This window comes from Longispora urticae, assembly GCF_053902585.1.
In genome coordinates, this window is sequence record NZ_JAQZSH010000020.1 from 59,614 (window position 1) to 80,724 (window position 21,111).

The window sequence follows — 21,111 nt, forward strand, 5'->3', positions numbered from 1 at the left end:
GACTGTGCCGTCCCGGCGGGCGACGGCCACCCGGCCCCCGCCGTCCCGAGCGGTCGGGTGGCTGTCGCGGGAACGCACGAGCCGGCGGCCGGGCGCGGGGCCCGGCCGCCGGCTGGCGGGGTCGGTTCAGTGCCGCCGGGCCCGCTTCGGGAGCAGGAAGCCGAGCGCGAATGCGAGGCCGGTCAGCGCCAGCGCCAGGAGCGTGGCCGGCTCGATGGCCGCGAAGTGCGTGCCGGGCGCGGTGAACCGGCCGAAGAACACCGTGCCGAACACGGCCACCCCGACCGAGGCCGCGAGCTGCTGCACCGTCTCCAGCGCCGCGGCGGCCGAGCCGGTCTCGTGGTCGGCCACGTCGCCCATGATGATGTCGAACAGCGGCACGAAGATCATGCCCATCCCGAGGCCGAACACCGCCAGCGGCGCCACGACCGCCGTCGACCCGGCGTGGAAGGCCAGGTACAGCCAGCCGATCCCGACGGCCATCACGGCCAGGCCGAGGTGCAGGACCGTGCGGCCGAGCCTGGCGACCAGGCCGCCGCTGAGGCCCGAGCCGACGAACGCGCCCACCGCCCAGCCGGCCATCGTGAGGCTGGCCCGGGTCGCCGACTGGCCGAGGCCCAGCTGCAGCAGCATCCCGACGGCCAGGGAGAAGCCGCAGATCGCGCCGAAGAACACCAGGACGAACACCACGCCGGAGGTGTAGGACCGCTTCGCGAACACGCTCAGCTCGATCAGCTTCGTGTCCGTGGCGCGCAACTGCTGCCGGGCGAACAGGCCCAGCACCGGCACCGCCGCGACCAGCATCGCGATCGTCCACAGCGGCCAGCCGAGCTCCCGGCCCTGCACCAGGGGGAAGGTCAGCAGGAACATGCCGGTCCCGGCCACGGCGGCGCCCCGCCAGTCGAGCCTGCGGCCCCGGGCGACCGGCGCCGGGTCGGGCAGGGCCCTACCGCCCGCGATCAGCGCGAACGCCCCGAGGGGCAGGTTGATCAGGAAGATCATGCGCCATCCGGTACCGAACACGTCGGCGTCGACCAGCGTCCCGGCCACGACGGGACCGAGGATGGTGGACAGCCCGATCGCCGGACCGAAGATCATGAACGCCTTGCCCAGCGCGGCGCCGAACAGGTCCCGCAGCAGTCCGAAGCCCTGCGGGATCATCACCGCCGCCGCCAGGCCCTGCAGTGCGCGGGCCCCGATCAGGGCCTCGGCGCTCGGTGCCAGCGCGCAGGCCACCGACGCGACCAGGAAGCCCACGATGCCGCATCGCATCATCCGCTTGCGACCGTACAGGTCGCCGAGCCGGCCGCCCGCGAGCAGGCCGACGGCGATCGCCAGCGTGTAGCTCGCCGCGATCCACTGGATCGCCGTGTAGCCGCCGCCGAGGTCGCCCTGGATCGCCGGTGCCGCGACGCTCACGATCGACGCGTCGAGCAGGTTCATCAGGGTGGCGGCCAGGATCGCGGACAGGCCCAGCCAGCGGCGGGTGGTGACGACGGGCGCTTGGAGCACTGCGGTCATGACTTCTCACTCCTCGTTCGGGGGATGCCATCAACCTACGGCGCTATTAGGAAGACTCTGTTCCTGATAGTCGGGCAGACTGGAGGAATGTTGGAAACCTCCGCCCGACTCCTCAGACTCCTGTCTCTGCTGCAGACGCCCCGCGACTGGACCGGCCCCGAACTCGCCGACCGGCTCGACGTCAGCACCCGCACCGTCCGCAACGACGTCGAACGACTCCGCGGCCTCGGCTACCCGGTCAACGCCACCCGCGGCAACGTCGGCGGTTACCGGCTCGGCGCGGGCGCGGCCATGCCCCCGCTCCTCCTCGACGACGAGGAGGCCGTCGCCATCGCGCTCGGCCTGCGCACGGCCGCCAGCGGAAGCATCACCGGCATCGAGGAGTCCTCCCTGCGGGCGCTGGCCAAACTGGAACAGGTCCTGCCGTCACGGCTGCGCCGCCGGGTCAACACCCTGCAGAGCTACACCGTCACCACCCGGTACGACTCCGGCCCCAAAGCCGACGCCGCCGTGCTCACGGCCCTGACCGCCGCGTGCCGCGACCACGAACGTCTCCGCTTCGACTACGCCGACCACACCGGCGCGACCAGCGTCCGCTCCGTCGAGCCCTACCGGCTCGTCCACCGGGGCAGCCGCTGGTACCTGGTCGCCTTCGACCTCGACCGCACCGACTGGCGCACGTTCCGCGTCGACCGCCTCACCCCCCGGGTTCCGAACGGTCCCCGGTTCACCCCGCGCGACCTGCCGTCCGACGACCTCGCCGGCTACGTCGGCCAGGGCGTGGCCGCCGCGACCTGGCGGCACCGGGCCCGGATCACGGTGCACGCGCCCGCGGCCGTGGTCACCGAACGGATCACCCCCACGATCGGCGGCGTCGAGGTCCTCGACGAGGAGACGTGCGTGCTGGTGACCGGCGCGCAGACCGTGGAGACGATCGCGGTGTACATCGGGATGCTCGGCCTGGACTTCACCGTGACCGAGCCCCCCGAACTCGTCGCCCACCTGCGGAAACTGGCCGAACGATACGGCCGCTCCACCCCCGACGGCGAGCCGGGACCCGTCCGTCCCGGTGGCGACGGTGGGCGATGACCCGGTCCTCGTTCCCCGAGCCGTGACCGTCGGTGGGACGGTCAGCCCGCTGCGATCCCGCCCACCGGTTCGCCGATCCTCGCCTCCTCGGCGGCCTCACTCCCAGGTAGACGGTCCCGCCGCCGCACCGGAGTCGAGCGCGGTCAGGTTCCGGCTGTTCATGGCGATGTGCCGCTGGTCGTCGAGTTCGACCGCCAACGCCAACGCGGTCCGGTAGCTGGCCCGGGCCTCCGCGGACAACCCGGCGGCTCGCTGCACATCGCCGAGCCCGCCGTGGTTGTTGCAGCGGCGCTGCGGGTCTCCGGTGCCGTCGACGATCCGGACGGCCCCGGTCATCGCCTCCAACGCCTCGGCGTGCCTGCCCAGCGCCGAGTGCGCCATGGAGAGGTTGAACAGGCCGTACTCCTCCATGCCGAGGTCGCCGACGGCACGCGCGAGGTCGATGGAACGCAGCGCCGAGGTGACCGCCTCGTCGAGGGAGCCCAGTTCGCGCGAGCAGGTGCTGATTCCGGCGAGCGCGGCGGCCTGGGAGCGCCGGTCGGCGGCGGCGTCGAACACGGTCAGTGCCCGGTGGTAGTGGGTGGCGGCCTCGGCGAACTGGCCGATCTGGGTATGCGCGGTGGCGATGTTGACCTGGCAGCGGGCCCAGTGGCCGTCATCGCCGGCGGCGCGGGCGCGGTCGGCCGACCTGTTGAGGTATTCGAGGGCCTCGGGGTAGCGGGCGGCCCGTCCGTGGGCCACGCCGACGCCGAGCAGGACCGTGGCCTCCCCTGTCCGGTCGCCGAGTGCCCCGTAGAGGTCGGCGGCCCGGTCGTGTGCGCGGCGCGCCTCGGGGAAACGGTGCGCCACCGCCAGGGCGTCGCCGAGGGCCAGCAGCGCTTCGGCCTCGACCCGCCGGTCGCCGGACCGCCGGGCGCATTCGAGGGCGGTGTGGAGCAGGGCGAGGGCCTCGTCGACGCGTCGGCGCTGGTGGCAGAACGCGACGAGCGGGCGGTGCAGGCGCAGTACCCGGTCGTCCATTCCCGCGGCGCGGCCGAGCTCGACGGCACCGATGGCGTCGCGGAGTTCCGCGGAGAGCCAGCGGATCGACGTCCCGGCGTCCCCGGGGGCGGGCTGCGGGGCGAGCGTCGCGATCGCCGCCTCGGCGGCCTCGGCGTACCAGTCCAGAAATCCGGCGAGGGCGGCTTCGCGATCGGACCCGCTGTCGGTGTCCTCACAGGTCGTGGTGGCGAAGGACCGCAGAAGATCATGCATCTGGTACGCGCCGGGCGCCGACGTCTCCAGCAGGCACGCGTTCGCCAGCAGGGCCAGCTGCCGGGTGGCCTCGTCGACCCGGAGTCCGGTCAGCCGGGCGGCGAGTCCGGGGGTGATGCCGACGACCGGGTGCGGCCCGAGCAGCCGGAACAGCCGGGCCGCGTCGGGGGGCAGGTCCCGCAGTGACCACGAGAACACGTTGTGGACCCGGGTGAGAGCGTCCCCGGTGTCGAGCAGCTCCAGGCGGCGCGCGGAGTCGGCGAGTTCGTCGGCGAGCGCCGCCAGGGGCTGGCGCGGGTGGCGGACGGCCCGCTCGGCGGCGACCCTCAGCGCCAGGGGCAGCGCGTCGCAGGCGGAGGCGATCTGGGCCACGGCGGCCGGTTCGCGTGCGGTGCGGTGCTCGCCGATGACCCGGCGCAGGAGTTCGGCCGCGTCGTGGTCGGGCAGCCGTTCGAGGAGGACGCGCACGGCGCCGTCCCTGACCACCAGTCCGGCGAGCATGTCGCGGCTGGTGACGAGCACGGTCACGCCGCCCGCGCCGGGGAGGAGCGGGCGGATCTGCTGGGCCGAGCGGGCGTTGTCCAGCACCACGAGGGCCCGTCGGCCGGCGAGCGTCGACCGGTACAGGGCCGCGCGGGCGTCCACGTCGGCGGGGATGTCGACCTCCGCCGCCCCGAGCGACCGGAGCAGCGTGGCCAGCGCGGCCGAGGTGGAGACCGGGGCGGCCTCGCCGTAGCCGCGGAGGTCGAGGTGCAGTTGCCCGTCGGGGAACGCGTCGAGGTGCCGGTGCGCCCAGTGCATGACGAAGGCCGTCTTGCCGACCCCCGCGGTGCCGACGGCGGCGACGACGGGCGCGGAACCGGCGGGCTGCCGGACAGCCGCCGTCACGGTGGACAACTCCCCGGTCCGACCGACGAACTGGGGAACGGCGGCCGGCAACTGTGCCGGGCCCGGCCGCGGCGGCGGGGCGCCGACAGCGGCTGGCGGTGCGACGTCTCCGTGGAGAATCCGCTGGTAGAGGCCGGCGAGCCCGGGGCCGGGGTCGACGCCCAGTTCGTCGGCGAGCAGGCGGCGCTGGCGTCCGTACACCTCGAGTGCCTCTGCTTGTCGCCCTTCCCGGCACAGCGCGAGCATCAGCTGCCCGGTGAGGCGCTCGTCGAGGGGGCGGGCCGCCAGCCGGGTCCGCAGGTCGGCCGACATGCCCTGCCTCGGCGCGTGGCGCAGGGCGAGGTCATCGCGGTCCAGCTCGGCCGCCGCGCGTTCCTCGAGGATCTGGTGCCGCAGAGCATCGAGCCACCCGGAGTCGACCCCGGTCAGCGGGACGCCCCGGAACAGCGCCAGCGCCTCCTCGAACAGGCCCAACGCCCGCGGCCCGTCCGGCTGGGCGCGGGCCTTGTCGCACAGTTCGCGGAAGTGCCACAGGTCCACGGCGCCGGGGGCGGTGACCAGCACGTAGCCGCCGGACCGCCGGACGATGTCGTGCGCGGTCCCGGGTGGCACGGCCTGGCGGAGGCGCGTGAAGTAGCCGCGCAGCGTGGTGGGGGCCGCAGGGTCGTCGTCCCAGAGCCTGTCCTGGAGCTGCGGGATCGACACGGGCACGTTGGCGGAGGCGGCGAGGACGGCCAGGACCCCGCGTTGACGCGCGTGGCCGCTGTCGACGGGGCGGCCGTCGACCAGGATCCCGACCTCACCGAGCAGGGTGTACTCGACCTTCATCGCACCCCCGTGTCCGTGCCGCGTGGTCCGCGCACTCGCACGAGCATAGTGGGACGAAGTCCATGATAGACACCCGCTTGACACCATGACGCACCAATGCGCGCGAGTCCGGGCCCTGGAGATGACGATCAGGGCCCGGACTCGCGCGCGGTCGGACTACTTCGGTACCGGCGACGTGTAGCCGACGATGGCCGCGTTCCAGTTGGCGTACTCCGGATGCGTCACGCCCCCGGACTGGTTGCCGCCGACCACGTAGTGATTGCCGTCGGTGCTGGTGTCCTGGTACGAGGTGACGATGGCGACGTGGTCGATGGAGCCGTTGTTGGTCCAGTCGTAGACCACGGCGTCACCCTTGCGCGGGACGTAACCGCTGCCCCGCCCGTGCCAGGTGCCGTTGTTGACCCCGTAGGTCTTGAAGCTCGACGCGGCCGGGCTCAGGCCCGTGATCTTCGCGCCGCCCCAGTAGAACGAGAACTTCGCGAAGTCGGCGCACCAGGCACGGGAGGCCCATTTCACGTTCCCCCAGGTCTTGGTCCCGTTCCGGTACATGTAGCCCGGGGTGACCTTGCCGCACGGGGTGGAGGGGTAGCCGTCCCGGCGGTCGTTGGCCGGGTCGACCCAGAACCCGGTGTAGAAGTTGCAGTCCGACCCGGCGGGGTTCTCCGAGAGCCGCGCCTTCACGTCGGCGTTGTCGGAGGTGAACTGCCCGTACGCGATGTTCCCGACGTCGATGCCCAGCTGGGTGTCGGCGGCCTGCGCGCTCCCGGCCCCGGCGAACACGCTGACGGTCATGGCGGTCAGGACCACGATGCCCATCTGGACCGCTCTGGCGACCCGACGTCCCGAACGTTGAGCGTTGACCTTCACATCTTCCTCCTTCAGTGCGCTGATGGAACGGCACCAGGCTAGGAAAGGCGGGTTGGACGAAGATTGGAGAAACCTTGACCCCCACGACGACCCACGATCCGACGGGTACGGGGGCGCCGCCCCGCCGAGCCCGCCCACTCCGGTGGCCGGCCGGTGCGAGGAGTTCCGACCGGGGAGGTCACGGCCCTGGTGCGGGGGATACCAGATAGCCGAGGAGTCCTCATATTGACTGACGGACGTCGATCTCTGCCCTAGGGTGGGCCGACCCCGTGCACCCACGGGGCGACCCCTCGCCGGGTCGCGATCCCCTCCACCGTGGAGCAGACATGTTCGCTCTCCGTCGCAGACTGCTGGCCCTCGCCGGCTGCCTCGTCCTCGCCGCCACCGTCCCGCTGTCCGCCGCCCCGGCCCAGGCCGCGGTCCCGGACGTGTGGGCCTTCGCCTACTCGGACAACCCGGCGCCGGCCCCCGGCTCCGTCCTCAACACCAACTACCAGTGGGGTACGTACCGCACGGCCTGCCCGGGCTCCTGGGCCACGGTCACCCAGATCACGCCCGGCAAGTACCAGGTCAAGTTGCCGTGCAGCGCCTCGACCAACGGCATCGTGCACGTGACCGCCGTCAACGACAACGCGCGCTACTGCGAGGTCGAGAACTGGTACGACAGCGGCAGCACCAAGCTCGTCACCGTGCTGTGCTTCAAGGGCCCCAATCCGGACCCGTCCGCGTTCACCGTGACCTACACCCGCAGCTCGGGCGCGCCCGGTGGCGTCGGGGCGCACGCCTACGTGTACTCCAACCCGGCCGGTGGCCTGCTCGCCAGCTACAACTCGGCCGGTGCGGCCAACACGGTCACGCACACCGGTACCGGCAAGTGGGAGGTCACGTTCGCCGCGCTGAGCACCGGCGCGTACGACGGGGATCTGCAGGCCACCGCCGTGCACCCGAACGACCTGCCCCGGCGGTGCAAGATCGACAACTGGTTCTTCGTGGGGCCGGACTACCGGGTACCCGTGTCGTGCACCGATCCCAACGGCGCGCCCGTCGACACGTGGTGGACCCTGTCGTACCACTTCAAGCGGTCGGTGTTCGGGGCCGTGAGCCCGCCGACCCGGCTCGGCTACCAGTCGAACCTGGTGGGAGCCCCCGCCGGGAGCAGCTACAACTCCCTGGGCGCGCCGAACTCCTTCGTGCCGGCGCCGCCCGGCCGGTACACGATGAAGTTCGACGCGGTGGGCGTGAGTCGGACCCACCTGCAGGTCACGGCCCTGGGCGGCCCGCCCGGGTACTACTGCCAGCTGGAGAAGGTCTGGGCGAACATCGGTTCGACGATCTCCGCGCCCGTCATCTGCTTCAACAACGTCGGCGTGCCGACGGACAACCTGCTGTTCTCCACGTACACCTCGGAGGTCTGACCTGGGGGCGGGTGTTCGTTGGTTCGCGTGTGTCGCCATCGGACGTTCGTGGGCCCGGATCGGGCGGTTGTCGCCGGTCCGGGCTCGGCGTCGGGGTGGTCGGTGGCCGGTGATCGGGCCGTTCGGCCGGACCGCCCGGCGGCTGTTCCGTGGCGGGGAATCGGGGTGTGAAAAACATGATCTTGACTCATGAATGTGTCAGCGGTCACCATCACCCAGATGGATGTCTACCTCGGGGCGCGCACAGGAGGTTCACATGAGACGACACCGCAGGGTCCTGTCACTCGCGGTGGCGGCGCTGGTCACGATCGCGCTCACCGTCGGCGTCACGCCGGCGTCGTCGGCCGCGTCGAACTGGTGGGATCCGCCGAACCGGCCGAGTCCGGACAGTGAGATCGGTGCGACCGGCGCACCGTTCACCGGCACCGAGAACGGGGAGGTCCGCGGCTTCGTCGACGGCCACAACCACGTACTCGCCAACGAGGGCTTCGGCGGCAGGCTGATCTGCGGCAAGGCGTTCTCGCCCGCGGGCGTCGCCGACGCGCTGAAGGACTGCCCCGAGCACTACCCCGACGGCGCGGGCGCCCTCTTCGAGAACCTCACCGCCGATCCGGACGGGCACCACGACCCGGTCGGCTGGCCGACGTTCAAGGACTGGCCGACCCACAAGTCGTTGACGCATCAGCAGAACTACTACGCCTGGATCGAGCGGGCGTGGCGTGGCGGCGTGCGCGTCATGGTCAACGACCTGGTGACCAACGGCGTCCTGTGCGCCCTGCCGATCATGCCGAAGGACCGCGGCTGCGACGAGATGGACGCGATCCGGCTCGAGGCGGCCAAGTCCTGGGAGATGCAGGCCTACATCGACGGCATCTACGGCGGCCCGGGTAAGGGCTTCTTCCGGATCGTCACCAGCCCGCAGCAGGCCCGCCAGGTGGTGAAGGACGGCAAGCTGGCGGTCATCCTCGGGGTGGAGACCTCCGAACCCTTCGGCTGCAAGATGATCATGGACGTCGCGCAGTGCTCCGAGGGGCAGATCGACGCCGGGATCAACGAGCTGTACTCGCTCGGCGTGCGCAGCATGTTCCTGTGCCACAAGTTCGACAACGGCCTGTGCGGCGTGCGCTTCGACTCGGGCACCATCGGCCAGGTCCTCCAGGCCGGTCAGTTCTCCTGCTGCGCCACCACGTGGACGACCGAGGTGTGCGCGGGTCCGCAGCAGGACAACCCGATTATCCCCCAGGACCCGGCCAAGCGCTGCAACACCCGGGGGCTCACCCGACTCGGCGAGCACGCGCTGCGCCGCATGATGGAGCGGCACATGATGGTCGAGCTCGACCACATGAGCGTCAAGGCGGCCGCGCGCACCCTGGACATCCTGGAGGCGGAGAACTACCCCGGCGTACTGTCCACGCACAGCTGGATGGACGCGGGCTGGTCGGAGCGGGTGTACAAGCTGGGCGGCTTCATCACCGGCTACGACAACGCCTCGGAGAGCTTCGTCGCCGAGTGGCAGCGGAACAGGGCCCTACGCGACAAGTACGACGTCGGCTACGGCTTCGGCTCCGACATGAACGGTGTCGGCGGCTGGCCCGGTCCGCGTACCGGCGCGCCCAACCCGGTGGTCTACCCGTACCGCAGCTTCGACGGCGCCACGACCATGGACCGGCAGAGGACCGGCGACCGGGTCTGGGACGTCAACGTCGACGGCGCCGCGCACTACGGCCTGATCCCGGACTGGATCGAGGACGTCCGCCTGGTCGGTGGGCAGGCCGTCATCGACGACATGGCCAGGGGGGCGGAGTCGTACCTGAGGACCTGGGAGGCCACCGCCGCGCACGGCCTCAGCACCAACCTCGCCTCCGGGAAGCCCGCCACGGCCAGCTCGGTGGAGTGGAACCCGTTCGTGAACTTCCAGCCATCGCAAGCCGTCGACGGCAACCGCGGCACCCGGTGGTCCAGTTCCTGGAACGACGCGCAGTGGTGGTACGTCGACCTGGGCTCCGAGCGGACGGTCGGCCGGGTGACCATCGACTGGGAGCCCGCGTACGCGTCCGAGTACCGCATCGAGCAGTGGAGTGAAGCCAGCCAGACCTGGCGAACGGTCTGGTCGACCACCGCCGGACGGGGCGGCGTCGAGACCGCGCGGTTCGATCCGGTCACGACGCGCTGGGTGCGGTTCTACGGCGTCAAGCGGGCGACCCGCTACTGCTTCTCGTTCTGGGAGTTCGGCGTCTACGCCTCGTAGCGGTTCAGGTGCCAACGCATGTGTGGTCGTCCACTGTGGGCGGCCACACATGCGTGTGTCCTGGAGGAGCGCCCTAGTCGTCGAGCCAGTCCCACGGCTTCGGCTCGCGGCCGGGCCGGTCCCGGGCGGCCGTCTGCCGGGGCTGGCCCGCCGGCTCCTGCCGCGGCTGGACGGCCTGGAGCAGCTGGGTCGCCGTGTGGTCCTCGGCCGGCGCCGGGGGACCGGACGTCGGCACCGGCTCGGCCCCGCTCCGGTACACCCGGGGCGTGGGTCGGGCCGGGCCCTCGTCGGTGTCGCGGTCCCGGCGGAGCAGGAAGAAGGCCGCCGCCCCGCCGCCCAGGAGCAGCAGCACGCCCACGATCAGCAGGAACGTGGTCATCGGGCTCATGCCGTCCTCGGGCCCGGTCGCGGTCTCCATCCGCTGCACCGCGCTCTTCGCGGCCTCCGCCGTCACCGGGACGTCCACGTCGGTGAGGGGGATGCCCACCGTGCCGGTCCGGGTGACCGTCGTCGGGGTGTAGCCGGACTTCGTCGCGACCAGCGTCAACACCCCGGGCGCGAACTGGTCGGCCGGGGTCGCCGCCGTGTAGGTGAACGCGCCGGTCTCCCCGGAGGTCACGCCCCGGGACTTGCCCGTCGGGTCGGTGATGGTCACGACCGCGCCGGCGACCGGCTTGGCCTCGGTGTCCAGCACCCGGCCCGTGATCGACGGCACCCCGGTGGGCACGGGGCCGGTCAGGGTGGCGGTGAACGTGGCCGCGATCGCCCCGGCGGCCGTGGTCGTGAACGCCCCGGACACCGTGGCGGTGCCGGCGACGCTCTGCCCGGCGGTCAGCGCGGACTGCGCCGGCGGGGCGATCGACACGGTGATCGCCGTGTTGGCCGCCGCGGGCACCGGCACCGACGGGCAGGTGATCGTCGTCGGAGCGGTCTGGCAGGTGGGGGTGGCACCGTTGAACTGCGCACCCTGCGCCACCAGCTCGGCGGGCATCGTGACCGTGAAGCCGGCGTTGCCCGGCACGGCGCTGGTGTTGGTGAGCGTGATCCCCACGGTGACCGGGGAGCCGCCGACCCGCAGCGTGACCGCCGCCGGGTTGACGGTGGTCTGGATCTCGTCGGCCGCCGCCGCCGGGTCTGCCGCCAGGAACACCGCGCCGAGCACCACGACCCCCGGCAACATCCTGCCCGCCCGTCGGCGCATGTCCCCACCTCTCCCGATCACGTCACCCCGCGAACGACTCGACGCACAATAGCCGGAACTGTCCACCGGTCTCCAGCGCGGAGCACCATCGGGGGGTACGTCCGGCGCGCGGCCGGGCGGTGGGGGAGTGTCGGCCCAGGTGGGGTGGGTGGGGCGGTTGTCCCGGAGCGGACGCCGGAGGCCGCCAACCCCCGGACCCGGGAGTGCTGGCGGCCGGCGCGGGCGGAACTCAGGCGGCTACGGGGTAGTCCGTGTAGCCGACGTGGGTGCCGCCGTAGAACGTCGCGTCGTCGGGGGCGGTGAGCTCCGCGCCGGTCCGCAGGCGGTGCACCAGGTCCGGGTTCGCGAGGAACGCCCGGCCGTAGACCACCGCGTCGGCGCCGCGCTCCAGCCACGCCTCCGCCGCCCCGAGGTCCGCGAGCGGCCCGGTGGCGTAGGTGTTGACCAGGAGTGGGCCGGACCAGTTCCGCCGGATGTCGTCCACCAGGGCCGGGTCGGTCTCCGTGGCGCTCAGGTGCAGGTACGCCAGGCCGAGGGGCTCCAGCGCGCGGACCAGGGCCACGTACAGCGCCGCCGGGTCGGACTCGGCGACGTCGTTGAACGTGCCGCCCGGCGACAGCCGCAGCCCGGTGCGCGCCGCGCCGATCTCCCCGGCCACGGCGGTGGCCACCTCGACGGCGAACCGGATCCGGCCCTCGACGGAGCCGCCGTAGGCGTCGGTGCGCCGGTTGGCGTTGTCGGAGAGGAACTGCTGGATCAGGTACCCGTTGGCGCCGTGCAGTTCGACCCCGTCGAAGCCGGCCTCGACGGCGTTGCGCGCGGCGGTGACGAAGTCGGCGACGGTCTCGCGGATCCCGTCGACGGTCAGCTCCTCGGGCGTGCCGTGGTCCTTGGGGCCCTCCGGCGTGTAGGTCTTGCCCTGGGCCGGGACGGCGGACGGCGCTTGCGGGCTGCGCCCGGTCAGGTCGGGGTGCCCGATCCGGCCGGCGTGCATGAGCTGGGCGAAGATCCGGCCGCCCTCGGCGTGCACGGCGTCGGTGACGAGCTTCCAGCCGGCGACCTGCTCGGCCGAGTGCAGGCCGGGGGTCGCGACGTAGCCCTGGCCGACGGCGCTGGGCTGGGTGCCCTCGGTGATGATCAGGCCGGCGGAGGCGCGCTGCGCGTAGTACTGCGCGGTGAGCGCGGTGGGCACGCCGCCCCCGTCGGCCCGGGACCGGGTCATCGGGGCCATGACCAGGCGGTTCGGGAGTTCCACGGAGCCGATCTTGACGGACTCGAACACGCGGGACATGACGTCTCCTCATACTTGGCTAGCCAATAGTTGCTTCAGCAATAAGATATGCTTGGCTAGCCAACGATCACAAGGAGGGTGGACGTGACGCCGATCACCTGCCTGTTGCGGCCGGCCGCCCGGTCCGCCGCCCAGCTCGTCGGGATGCTGCTCTGCGACGCGGGCGTGCACCCCGGCCAGGAGCAGCTCCTCCAGGCGCTGTGGGAGCACGGCGACCTGCGGCAGTCCGACCTCGCGGAGGCGTGCGCCCTGGACCCGTCCACGGTCACCAAGTCGGTGCAACGGCTCGAACGCGCCGGCCTCGTCCACCGGGCGCCGGCCGCCGACGACCGCCGGGCCGTGGTCGTGGCCACCACCGACGCGGGGGAGGCGCTCCGCGACGTCGTGCAGGCCGCGATCGCCGAGGCCGACCGCCTCGCGTTGGAAGGGCTCACCGACGAGGAGAAGGAAACCCTGAAGCACCTGCTCGGACGGGTACAGGAGAACCTGGTCCGCGCCGGCGCCCCGGTCAGCTGCTGAGCGGTACCAGGGTGCCGTCCGTCCGCTCCCAGCTGCCCCGCAGGTCGGCCGCGAGCGCCGGCTCCTCCGTACTCCGGTCCGTGGTCTCGCCCCGGTCAGCCACCACGTCGTAGAGCGCCTCGCCGTCCGGCGTGCGCAGCCACTTCCACCGGCCCCGGCGCACGGCGGCGGAGTCCCGGATCCGCCAGAACAGGTCCCGCCCGGCGAGCGGCGCGCCGTCCAGCAGCAGGCCGGACAGGTCGACCCCGTCCAGCGGCAGGGTCGGGGCGACGCCTGCCAGCGCCAGAACGGTGGCCGTGAAGTCGTGCGTCACCACGGGCGTGGCCTCCACCCGGGGCGCGATCCGGCCCGGCCACCAGGCGATCGTCGGCACCCGGATGCCGCCCTCGCTCAGCCGGCCCTTCGTCCCGTCCAGCCCGCCCTGGTCGGAGAAGAAGTCCCCGCCGTTGTCGCTGGCGAACACGACGAGGGTGTCGCGGTCCTGGCCGGTGTCGCGCAGCGCGGCGAGTACCCGGCCCATCGACGCGTCCAGGTGCTCGACCATCGCGGCGTACACCGCGCGGGAGCCCTCGGCGCGGTCCTGGAACACCCGGGTGCCGCCGGCCCGCAGCCGCGCCGTCAACCGCTCGCTCTTCGCCCGGTCGCCCGGGGCCTCCCACGGCCAGTGCGGGGTGGTGAAGTTCAGGTTCAGCAGCCACGGCCGGTCGTGCGCCCGGCCCAGGAACTCACACGTCCGGTCGGTCACCGAGTCCGTGTAGTAGCCGTGGTCGGACACCGGGGTCTCACCCTCGTACAGGTCGTGGTGGCCGTGGTAGTCGAGGTGCGAGTAGTAGTCCATCCCGCCCGCGAGGTTGCCGAAGAACTCCTGCCAGCCCGAGCGGGTCGGGCCGAACCACGGCAGGTAGCCGCAGTGCCACTTGCCGAACAGCGCCGTGCGGTACCCGGCGCCGGCCAGCAGGGACGCCAGTGTCGGGTGCTCCGGGGGCAGCCCGTCGACCGGGTTCGGCGTGTCGATCGGCTCCCGCAGGCCACCGGCGATCCGGGCCGGGTACCGCCCCGTGTACAGCCCGATCCGGGTCTGCGAACACCACGGCGCTGTCGCGTACCCGTCGGTGAAGCGCACCCCCTCCGCCGCCAGCCGGTCCAGGTGCGGGGTGCGCAGGTCGGGCGAGCCGTAGCTGCCCAGATCGGCCCAGCCCATGTCGTCGGCGAGGACGAACAGGACATTCGGAGTCGTCATCGCCCGATCCTATGCCGGCCACCAACCACCGCCCGGCGCGGAGCGCCCGCCCGGGCCGAGCCCCGCCCGGTCAGACCGCCCCCGCCGGCACGAACAACACGTACCCCGTGTTGGACGACGCCGCGCACCCGGCCGCCGTCCCCGCCGGGGTCGGGGCGAACCGCAGCGACCACCGCCCGGTCAGCACCGGCGCGCCCTGCGCCGTGACCACGGCCGGCCGCAACCTGGACCACGTCTCCACCCGGGTGAACCCGCCCGCGATGTCGCCCGCCCCGAGGTTGCAGGCCATCGGCGTGGACGTCTCCCCGCCCCACCCGTCGGCCCCGGCGGTCAGCGTGGCCGGCGGCCCGGTGCCGGTCACCGTCCAGCCCGGGGCGGCCTTCGCCACGACGGCGGGGTCGAACAGGTTCCCGGCGTACCCGGGCGGGCGGGCCCCCGGCGGTTCGACGGCCTCCACGACCTCGGTGACCACGTACTTGCCCGCCAGGTCCACGGCCTCGTCCAGCGCGGCCCGGGTCGGCGCGCCGGCGACCTCCCACTCGGAGTCGAAGTCCGTGCACTTCGCCGCGATCCCCGCTCCGACGCCCTTGGCCCGGTCCTTGTACGTGCCCCGCAGCGCCGCCGGCTTCCCGTCCTTCGGCGGCGTGAACGTCAGCGTGGTGGTGGACGTGACCTCGTACCCGCCGGGGACGACCGTGCCGCCGACCGCCGTGCAGGACACGAGCGACGCCGGGTCGACGTGCTCGTAGCCGCCGTCCTTCCAGCTCAGCGTGTACGGCTCGCCGGCCTTGGGCGGGTCCGGCGACGCGTACCCCTCGGGCAGGTAGGTGCCGTTGGCCCCGTCCGGCCCGACCGCGATGTCGCACCGGCCGGCGGCGCACGAGGGCGTCAGGAGCAGTCGGCGCTCCAGGGCCTCGCCGTGCCCGGCCTCCGTGTCCGACCGGCTCTTCAGCCACCGCACGACGGTCCACGAACCGGACGGCTGGGCCGTGTTCGGGGCGGGGTCGGCGGGCTTCTTCTCCGCGTCGGTGCAACCGGCCGCCGACAGGACCGTACCCGCCAGGAGCACCCCGAGGACCAGCCCGGCACCGTCACGCGCCACGTTCGTACGCATACCCTGAGTCAAACACGGCCCTCTGGGTCGCGGGTCCAGGTGCGCGGAACCCCGGTACCCGAAAAATTGTTCCGGCGGTTGTCGATCTCGGCCGGGCCGGTTCGACCTGTGCGGTCACCGTCTGTCGAAGGAGCACGTCATGCGCAAGCTCGTCTACCTGGTCCACTCGTCGCTCGACGGCCACATCGAGGCCCCCGACGGCGTGTTCGACTGGCCGGTCATGGGGCCGGAACTGTCCGCCTACTCCAACGAGCTCACCGCCCGGGCCGACGCGTTCCTCTACGGCCGGCTCGTCTGGGAGATGATGTCGAGCTACTGGCCGAACGCCGAGTCGATCTCCGACCACCCGCACGACCTGAAGTTCGCCCCGGTCTGGCGGCGCACGCCCAAGTTCGTCTTCTCCCGGACCCTGGACAAGGCCGACTGGAACACCACGGTCCTGTCCGGCGACCTGGCGGCCGAGGTCGCGGCGCTGAAGGCCGGGCCGGGCAAGGACCTGCTGCTCACCGGCGGGTCGCAGCTCGCGTCGGCGCTCACGCGGGAAGGGCTCATCGACGAGTACCAGGTCGTCGTGCAGCCGGTCGTCCTCGGCGGCGGCAAGAAGCTGTTCCCGGAGCCCCAGGACCGGCTCCGCCTGGCGCTGATCGACACCCGGACCTTCGACGGCGACACGGTCCTGCTGCGCTACCGGCGCGCCTGAGCCGGGGCCCCGCCGGTCCGGTCCGAAGCCGCGCCGACAACGGGGGACCGCCGATGGCGCCCCACGATCACGGGTCAGGTGGCGTTGCCCGGGCGGGACGTGGCGCGGTCGGTGATCCGCCGGTGCGGGAGGGCGGCCAGGGCGACCGCGCACAGCAGGGCCCCGGCCGCGACGATCGCCGGGAACCGGCCGACGTAGACCAGCCCCAGCCACAGCGGCTCCGGCCGCCCCGGACCGGAGCGGACCGCGGCCGTCACCACGGCCAGCCCGCACAGCATCAGCGCCGGCAGGATGGCGAACCCGAAGACCAGGCCGCACAGGTTGACCGCCGCCTGGCGCAGGGGACGGCCGTGGATCCGCCGGCTCAGCCAGCCGAGCAGCAGCCACCCGGCCAGCGCGCCGGCCAGCGCGCCCGCGACCCCCGCCGGCCACATCCACCACCGGGTGCCGCGCACGATCGTCAGGTCGACGCAACCGCAGCCGTTGGTGGTGTCGGACACGTTGACGAGCAGGCCGTCCTTCTCCGCCCACACGACCACGCCCCAGCCGTCGTGCCGGACACCGGTCACCTGCCAGCCGGACGCGCGCAGCCGATCCCCGACGGTCCGCGCGAACCCGGCCCGATTCTCGGACTCGGGGGTGGCGGGGTAGAGGAAATGGAGCCGGCCGGGCGAGTAGTCGTCAGCCCCGTACAGGATGGTCGACGCGTCGGTCGGATCATCGTAGAAGAAGGGCTCCTCGACACGCGACTGGTGCAAGGGGGTCTGGCCGGGCATCACCGCCCCCGTGATCGCGGCGGTGGCGGCGGGGCCGGGCAGGTCGCGGGCCGCCGACCAGCTGGCCCAGACCCCGCAGACCCCGCCGAGCGCCCCGGTGACCAGCGCGAACAGCACCGCGACGAGCACGATGCGCGGGCTGCGCGGGCGGCCCAGGTGCCGGCGCAGGCCGTGCCGGAGCAGGTTCGCCGTCTCGCGACCCGTGGGCCGGCGGCGACCGGCGGGGGCGGCCTCCAGCAGGGTGTCGAGCAGCTCGTCGCCGTGTTGGCGGCGGAAGTCGCGGGGGTAGGCGAGCAGCAGCAGCCGGTACCCCCGGACGAGGCTCTCCGGGGGCTGGCCGGGGCCTTCCGGCGCGGTCACGCCGTCGCGCCGAACGCCATGCCCGGGGCGGGGTCCGCGCCGGGGAGCAGGTCGGACGCTGCCCGGCGGCGGAGCTGCGCGGCGGCGGCGTTGGCGTTGCGGCGCTGGCGGACCAGGTCCTCGTTGAGCGCGGCGACCCCGTCCTCGGTGAGCCGGTAGTAGCGGCGTTGGCGGCCCTCGACCAGCTCCTCGCGGTCGAGCTCGACCAGGCCCTCGGCGACGAGGCGTTCCAGGGCGGCGTAGAGGGTGCCCGCCTGGAGCACCACCCGGTCGTCGGACAGGGCGGCGACCTCCTGGATCACCCCGTAGCCGTGCAGGGGGCGCACGGCGAGGGCGGCGAGGATCAGAAACGTGGGTTCGCGCAGCACAGCCATGCCCACAACATAAAGATGATCTGAGTATGCTGTCAACCGCCGGATCCACTGGGGACGGCGTGCTGCTCGGCCTGGAGCCGGTACAGCTCGGCGTAGCGGCCATCGGCGCGGATCAACGCGTCGTGGTCGCCGTGCTCGACCACGACCCCCTCGTCCAGGACGTGGATCTGGTCGGCCCGCCGTACCGAGGCCAGCCGGTGGGTGACCAGGATGACGCTGCGGCCCGCGCCGGCCAGGTCGCAGACCTTGTCGAACACCTCGAGCTCGGCGCGCGGGTCCAGGGCCGCCGTGGGCTCGTCGAACACGACCACGGGCGCGTCGCGGTAGTGGGCCCGGGCCAGGCCGATCCGCTGCCACTGGCCGCCGGACAGGGTCGTGCCGCCCCAGAACTCCGGGGCGAGCAGCGTGTCCCAGCCCTGGTCGAGCCGGTCCACCACCTCGTCGGCGCGCCCGAACCGGGCCGACCCGGCCAGACGCCGGTCGGTACCCGTCCCATGGGTTTCGGGTCGGTCCGGGCGGCCGATCGTCACGTTGACCCGGGCGGTGAACGGCCAGCGGACGAAGTCCTGGGGCACCAGGGCCACCTGGTCGAACACGCTGGCCCGGTCCAGGTCCGCGGTCGACCGGCCGTCCCAGCGCACCGTGCCGGCCGTGGGCAGGTACAGCCCGACGAGGAGTTTGGCCAGGGTCGTCTTCCCGGAACCGTTCTCGCCGACGAGCGCGAGGATCTGGCCGCGCCGGACGGTGAGGTTGACGCCGCGCAGCGCCGGCCTGGCGGCGTTCGGGTAGCTGAAGTGCAGGTCGGACACCTCGATCGCGGCGGGCGGCCCGGTCACCTTCGCGGCGTGCGCCGGCATCGCCTCGGCCTCGGCGCGGGCGCACGCCCGCTGCCAGTCCTGGACGAACAGGCCCTGCTCGTACAGGGAGTTGACGGCCGTGACCAGGGCGACCAGGTTCTGGGTGCAGGTCCGGATCGCGAGAACCACGGTGGCCGCGACCCCCAGGGGCACCGTCCCGGCGAGCAGCAGCCCGCCGAGCGCCGCGAACGTGGCGAGCCGGGCCAGCCCGGACAGCCCGTCGGTGACCAGCCGGGTCCGGGCCTCGCCGCGGGCGAGCCGGGCCTGTTCGTCCTCCGAGAGGGTCGCGAGCCGGCGGTAGTGCCCGAGCAGGAAGTCGCCCGTCCGGTGGGCGCGGACCTCCTCGGCGGACGCGGAGCCGGTCAGCAGGTTCGCCAGGTTGTCCAGCTGGCGGGTCAGTTCGGTCCACCGCTTCATGGACAGGAACCGGGCCCGCGCCGTCCGGACCGCGCCCCACGCGGACGGCACGATCACGAGCAGCAGCAGGGGCAGTAGCACCGGGTGCAGGACCGCCAGCACCCCGGCCGCGCCGAGCAGGCCGGCCAGCGCCTCCAGCAGCGCGATCGTGCCGGCGGTGACCTGGCGGGCGGCGAGCGTACCGCGCCCGGCGGCCTGCATCAGGTTGCGGAACTCGGCGTTCTGGATGACGGCCAGTTCCACGTCGACGGCCCGTTCGAGGAGCCGGACGTAGGCGACCCGGTCGATCCGGGGCGCGAGCCGGCCGCTGGCGGCGTCGCCGACCGAGGACAGCACGCTGCGGGCGACCCCGGCGACGGCGACGGTGGCGAGGGCGGGCAGCGCGGCGGTGAGCCGTTCGCGGCTGGGCGGGCCGGCCAGGAGCTGGGCGAGGACCTGGTTCGTGGCCAGCAGGGCGACGGCCGTGGCGACCCCGGCGAGGACCTTGGCGACCATGGCGAGCGGCAGGGTCCACCGGCCGGCCTCCCAGGCCAGCGCGAACGCGGTCGCCACCAGGCGCGGCAGTCGGCGGAGCATGGTGGCGAACCCGAGGTCCGCGCCGGCGCCGTCGTGCTGGGCCCAGCCGGCGGACATCCGGATGCCGGAGCCGAACAGCGGATCTGTGGTGGGTGGTCCGGGGGAGTCGTGCACGGTGGTGGCCCTTCAGGACAGCAGGAACAGGCGGGCCCAGGTCGGCGGGCGGTCGGCGAGGAGGGCGAGCAGGACGAGCGCGATCCCGCCGGCGCCGCACAGCACGCCCGGGTTGTCGACCACGGTGCCGGCGGCCTCCACGTCGCGGAAGCCGAAAGGACTCGAAGGATCGAAGACGTCGAGGAGGTACCCGCAGAGCGCGCGCGCCGCGTCCCCGAACCCGCGGTCGCCGGTGTCCCACCAGAACAGCGCGGTGACCAGCAGCTGGCCGGCGACGCCATGGCAGAACGTGGGGGAGTCGAGCGGGGGTGCCGTGCGGAGGGTACTGAGCGCGGCGGCGCGGTGGGCGGCGTCTCCGGTGGCGGCGCCGGCGAGCCAGAGGGCGCGGCTGACGCCGGCGGCACCCGTGCACCAGGATCCCGAGCCGGAGGGCGTGGTGGCCAACCGGTCGGTGGCGGCCCGGATCGTGGCGCCGGCGTCCGGTGCTCCGCTCAGGGCGAGCGCCGCCACCGGCCCGGCGAGGCCGTGGGCGAGTCCGTGCGAGGGGCGGTCGCCCCAGGTGGTGACCACGGCCGCCAGTGCCCGGGTGACCTCGGTCAGGCACGCGGTGCGCGCCGGGGTGCCCGGTCCGGTCAGCAGCAGGGCCGCGGACCCGGACAGGCCGTCGACCAGGTCGTAGTCGTCGGAGGTGAGGTCCGGGGCTGACGCCGCGACCCGCCGGGCGGTCGCCGAGATCCTCGGGAGCAGGTAGCCGTCCAGGTCGGACCGCAGGGTCGCGTACCGGGTGCCGCCCCGGCTGAGCATCGTGGCGGCGGCCGAGACCGCGCCCGTGCCCACGAGGAGCGACGGCTCCGGTTCGACGTCGGCGACCCCCGCCGACAGGTGCGCGTGTCCGATCCGGTCCCAGCCGTCGCCGGGGGCGTAGTCGTCCAGCGCGGAGCACACCAGCGCCGCGCCCGCGCCGCCCAGGGCCAGGGAGGACCCGCGCCAGCGGTGCACCTCCGGGTACGACGTCCCGCCGACCGGCACGGCGACCCCGACGCGCGCCGGGTCGACCACCCGCGCCGCCACGTCCGCGGCGACCGACGCCACCCGGCCGGCGAGCACCGGTCCGAGCAGCGCCGGTCGCCTCATCCTCGGACCTACAGGCACATGTGCTGCGCGTTGCCGCCGGCCGCGACGTTGCGCGTGCAGGTGTAGCTGCACCCGCCCCGCGACCACGGACAGCCCTCGGTCACGTACGACGTGTGCACGCAGCCTTCCGACATCCCCGGGTTGCGGTTGTAGTCGTCCCTGGCGTCGACCGGCACGACCCGCAGGTCCAGGTCGAACATGAGATCCTCTTCGGTCATCGTCATCGGCGACACGTGTTTCTCCCGTCATCGGCGTTCATGGACCGGGTCGTCCAGCACTGGGCAGGACGACCCGAATCTGATGATCCACGACGGTTCTTACACGTCCC

The 21,111-nt window shown here is 73.2% G+C and carries 17 protein-coding genes; 5 read left to right on the forward strand and 12 right to left on the reverse strand.

What is annotated here, in order from left to right:
• Positions 1–126 precede the first annotated feature (126 nt).
• The gene (locus PT931_RS10455) at positions 127–1,521 is read right to left on the reverse strand and encodes an MFS transporter (protein WP_456245520.1); all 1,395 of its coding nucleotides are present in this window, start codon (positions 1,519–1,521) and stop codon (positions 127–129) included.
• 87 nt (positions 1,522–1,608) lie between these two features.
• On the opposite strand from PT931_RS10455, the gene PT931_RS10460 reads away from it, so the two are divergent.
• On the forward strand, positions 1,609–2,610 hold the full coding sequence (locus PT931_RS10460) for a helix-turn-helix transcriptional regulator (protein ID WP_456245521.1): 1,002 nt from the start codon (positions 1,609–1,611) through the stop codon (positions 2,608–2,610).
• A gap of 96 nt (positions 2,611–2,706) precedes the next feature.
• On the opposite strand, the gene PT931_RS10465 is transcribed toward PT931_RS10460, so the two are convergent.
• Positions 2,707–5,580, reverse strand: a complete 2,874-nt coding sequence (locus PT931_RS10465; protein WP_456245522.1) for a BTAD domain-containing putative transcriptional regulator — start codon at positions 5,578–5,580, stop codon at positions 2,707–2,709.
• A gap of 156 nt (positions 5,581–5,736) precedes the next feature.
• Positions 5,737–6,447, reverse strand: a complete 711-nt coding sequence (locus PT931_RS10470) for a CHAP domain-containing protein (RefSeq protein WP_456245523.1) — start codon at positions 6,445–6,447, stop codon at positions 5,737–5,739.
• 326 nt (positions 6,448–6,773) lie between these two features.
• On the opposite strand from PT931_RS10470, the gene PT931_RS10475 reads away from it, so the two are divergent.
• Both PT931_RS10475 and PT931_RS10480 read left to right on the forward strand, forming a co-directional pair.
• The gene (locus tag PT931_RS10475) at positions 6,774–7,862 is read left to right on the forward strand and encodes a hypothetical protein (protein WP_456245524.1); all 1,089 of its coding nucleotides are present in this window, start codon (positions 6,774–6,776) and stop codon (positions 7,860–7,862) included.
• Positions 7,863–8,118: 256 nt separating this feature from the next.
• Entirely contained in the window at positions 8,119–10,110 is a 1,992-nt protein-coding gene (locus PT931_RS10480; protein WP_456245525.1) for a discoidin domain-containing protein, read from the forward strand.
• Positions 10,111–10,183: 73 nt separating this feature from the next.
• Here PT931_RS10480 and PT931_RS10485 read toward each other — a convergent pair whose 3' ends face one another.
• Both PT931_RS10485 and PT931_RS10490 read right to left on the reverse strand, forming a co-directional pair.
• Entirely contained in the window at positions 10,184–11,311 is a 1,128-nt protein-coding gene (locus PT931_RS10485) for a carboxypeptidase-like regulatory domain-containing protein (protein WP_456245526.1), read from the reverse strand.
• A gap of 229 nt (positions 11,312–11,540) precedes the next feature.
• A complete protein-coding gene (locus tag PT931_RS10490) occupies positions 11,541–12,602 on the reverse strand; it encodes an alkene reductase (protein WP_456245527.1) in 1,062 nt (353 codons plus the stop codon).
• An 84-nt stretch (positions 12,603–12,686) separates the two neighbouring features.
• Between PT931_RS10490 and PT931_RS10495 the strand changes: the two genes are divergently transcribed.
• Positions 12,687–13,121 (forward strand): MarR family winged helix-turn-helix transcriptional regulator, encoded by a 435-nt coding sequence (locus PT931_RS10495; RefSeq protein ID WP_456245528.1) that lies wholly within the window; start codon positions 12,687–12,689, stop codon positions 13,119–13,121.
• Here the strand turns inward: PT931_RS10495 and PT931_RS10500 are convergent.
• On the reverse strand, positions 13,111–14,361 hold the full coding sequence (locus PT931_RS10500; protein WP_456245529.1) for a sulfatase-like hydrolase/transferase: 1,251 nt from the start codon (positions 14,359–14,361) through the stop codon (positions 13,111–13,113). The two genes, PT931_RS10495 and PT931_RS10500, sit on opposite strands and share 11 nt — an antisense overlap.
• 70 nt (positions 14,362–14,431) lie before the next feature.
• Positions 14,432–15,475, reverse strand: a complete 1,044-nt coding sequence (locus PT931_RS10505; RefSeq protein ID WP_456245530.1) for a hypothetical protein — start codon at positions 15,473–15,475, stop codon at positions 14,432–14,434.
• Between the two features lie 139 nt (positions 15,476–15,614).
• On the opposite strand from PT931_RS10505, the gene PT931_RS10510 reads away from it, so the two are divergent.
• Positions 15,615–16,175, forward strand: coding sequence for a dihydrofolate reductase family protein (locus PT931_RS10510; protein WP_456245531.1), 561 nt, complete (start codon positions 15,615–15,617; stop codon positions 16,173–16,175).
• 74 nt (positions 16,176–16,249) lie between these two features.
• On the opposite strand, the gene PT931_RS10515 is transcribed toward PT931_RS10510, so the two are convergent.
• Genes PT931_RS10515 through PT931_RS10535 form a run of 5 tightly spaced genes read right to left on the reverse strand, consistent with a single transcriptional unit; the run spans position 16,250 to position 21,007 of the window.
• Complete coding sequence (locus PT931_RS10515) at positions 16,250–17,311, reverse strand: hypothetical protein (RefSeq protein WP_456245532.1); 1,062 nt, start codon at positions 17,309–17,311, stop codon at positions 16,250–16,252.
• On the reverse strand, positions 17,308–17,685 hold the full coding sequence (locus tag PT931_RS10520; protein ID WP_456245533.1) for a PadR family transcriptional regulator: 378 nt from the start codon (positions 17,683–17,685) through the stop codon (positions 17,308–17,310). Before PT931_RS10520 ends, PT931_RS10515 begins: the two co-directional genes overlap by 4 nt.
• 32 nt (positions 17,686–17,717) lie before the next feature.
• Positions 17,718–19,649, reverse strand: coding sequence for an ABC transporter ATP-binding protein (locus PT931_RS10525; RefSeq protein ID WP_456245534.1), 1,932 nt, complete (start codon positions 19,647–19,649; stop codon positions 17,718–17,720).
• 12 nt (positions 19,650–19,661) lie between these two features.
• Entirely contained in the window at positions 19,662–20,783 is a 1,122-nt protein-coding gene (locus PT931_RS10530; RefSeq protein ID WP_456245535.1) for a lanthionine synthetase LanC family protein, read from the reverse strand.
• Positions 20,784–20,791: 8 nt separating this feature from the next.
• Positions 20,792–21,007 (reverse strand): hypothetical protein, encoded by a 216-nt coding sequence (locus tag PT931_RS10535; protein ID WP_456245536.1) that lies wholly within the window; start codon positions 21,005–21,007, stop codon positions 20,792–20,794.
• Positions 21,008–21,111 lie beyond the last annotated feature (104 nt).

Bases quoted from the DNA above. Each gene is read 5' to 3' on its own strand.
- PT931_RS10480 (WP_456245525.1), top strand. From the start codon at position 8,119: ATGAGACGACACCGCAGGGTCCTGTCACTCGCGGTGGCGGCGCTGGTC.
- PT931_RS10475 (WP_456245524.1), top strand. From the start codon at position 6,774: ATGTTCGCTCTCCGTCGCAGACTGCTGGCCCTCGCCGGCTGCCTCGTC.
- PT931_RS10510 (WP_456245531.1), top strand. From the start codon at position 15,615: ATGCGCAAGCTCGTCTACCTGGTCCACTCGTCGCTCGACGGCCACATC.
- PT931_RS10485 (WP_456245526.1), bottom strand. From the start codon at position 11,311: ATGCGCCGACGGGCGGGCAGGATGTTGCCGGGGGTCGTGGTGCTCGGC.
- PT931_RS10465 (WP_456245522.1), bottom strand. From the start codon at position 5,580: ATGAAGGTCGAGTACACCCTGCTCGGTGAGGTCGGGATCCTGGTCGAC.
- PT931_RS10520 (WP_456245533.1), bottom strand. From the start codon at position 17,685: ATGGCTGTGCTGCGCGAACCCACGTTTCTGATCCTCGCCGCCCTCGCC.
- PT931_RS10460 (WP_456245521.1), top strand. From the start codon at position 1,609: ATGTTGGAAACCTCCGCCCGACTCCTCAGACTCCTGTCTCTGCTGCAG.
- PT931_RS10505 (WP_456245530.1), bottom strand. From the start codon at position 15,475: ATGCGTACGAACGTGGCGCGTGACGGTGCCGGGCTGGTCCTCGGGGTG.
- PT931_RS10535 (WP_456245536.1), bottom strand. From the start codon at position 21,007: ATGACGATGACCGAAGAGGATCTCATGTTCGACCTGGACCTGCGGGTC.
- PT931_RS10455 (WP_456245520.1), bottom strand. From the start codon at position 1,521: ATGACCGCAGTGCTCCAAGCGCCCGTCGTCACCACCCGCCGCTGGCTG.
- PT931_RS10530 (WP_456245535.1), bottom strand. From the start codon at position 20,783: ATGAGGCGACCGGCGCTGCTCGGACCGGTGCTCGCCGGCCGGGTGGCG.
- PT931_RS10490 (WP_456245527.1), bottom strand. From the start codon at position 12,602: ATGTCCCGCGTGTTCGAGTCCGTCAAGATCGGCTCCGTGGAACTCCCG.
- PT931_RS10500 (WP_456245529.1), bottom strand. From the start codon at position 14,361: ATGACGACTCCGAATGTCCTGTTCGTCCTCGCCGACGACATGGGCTGG.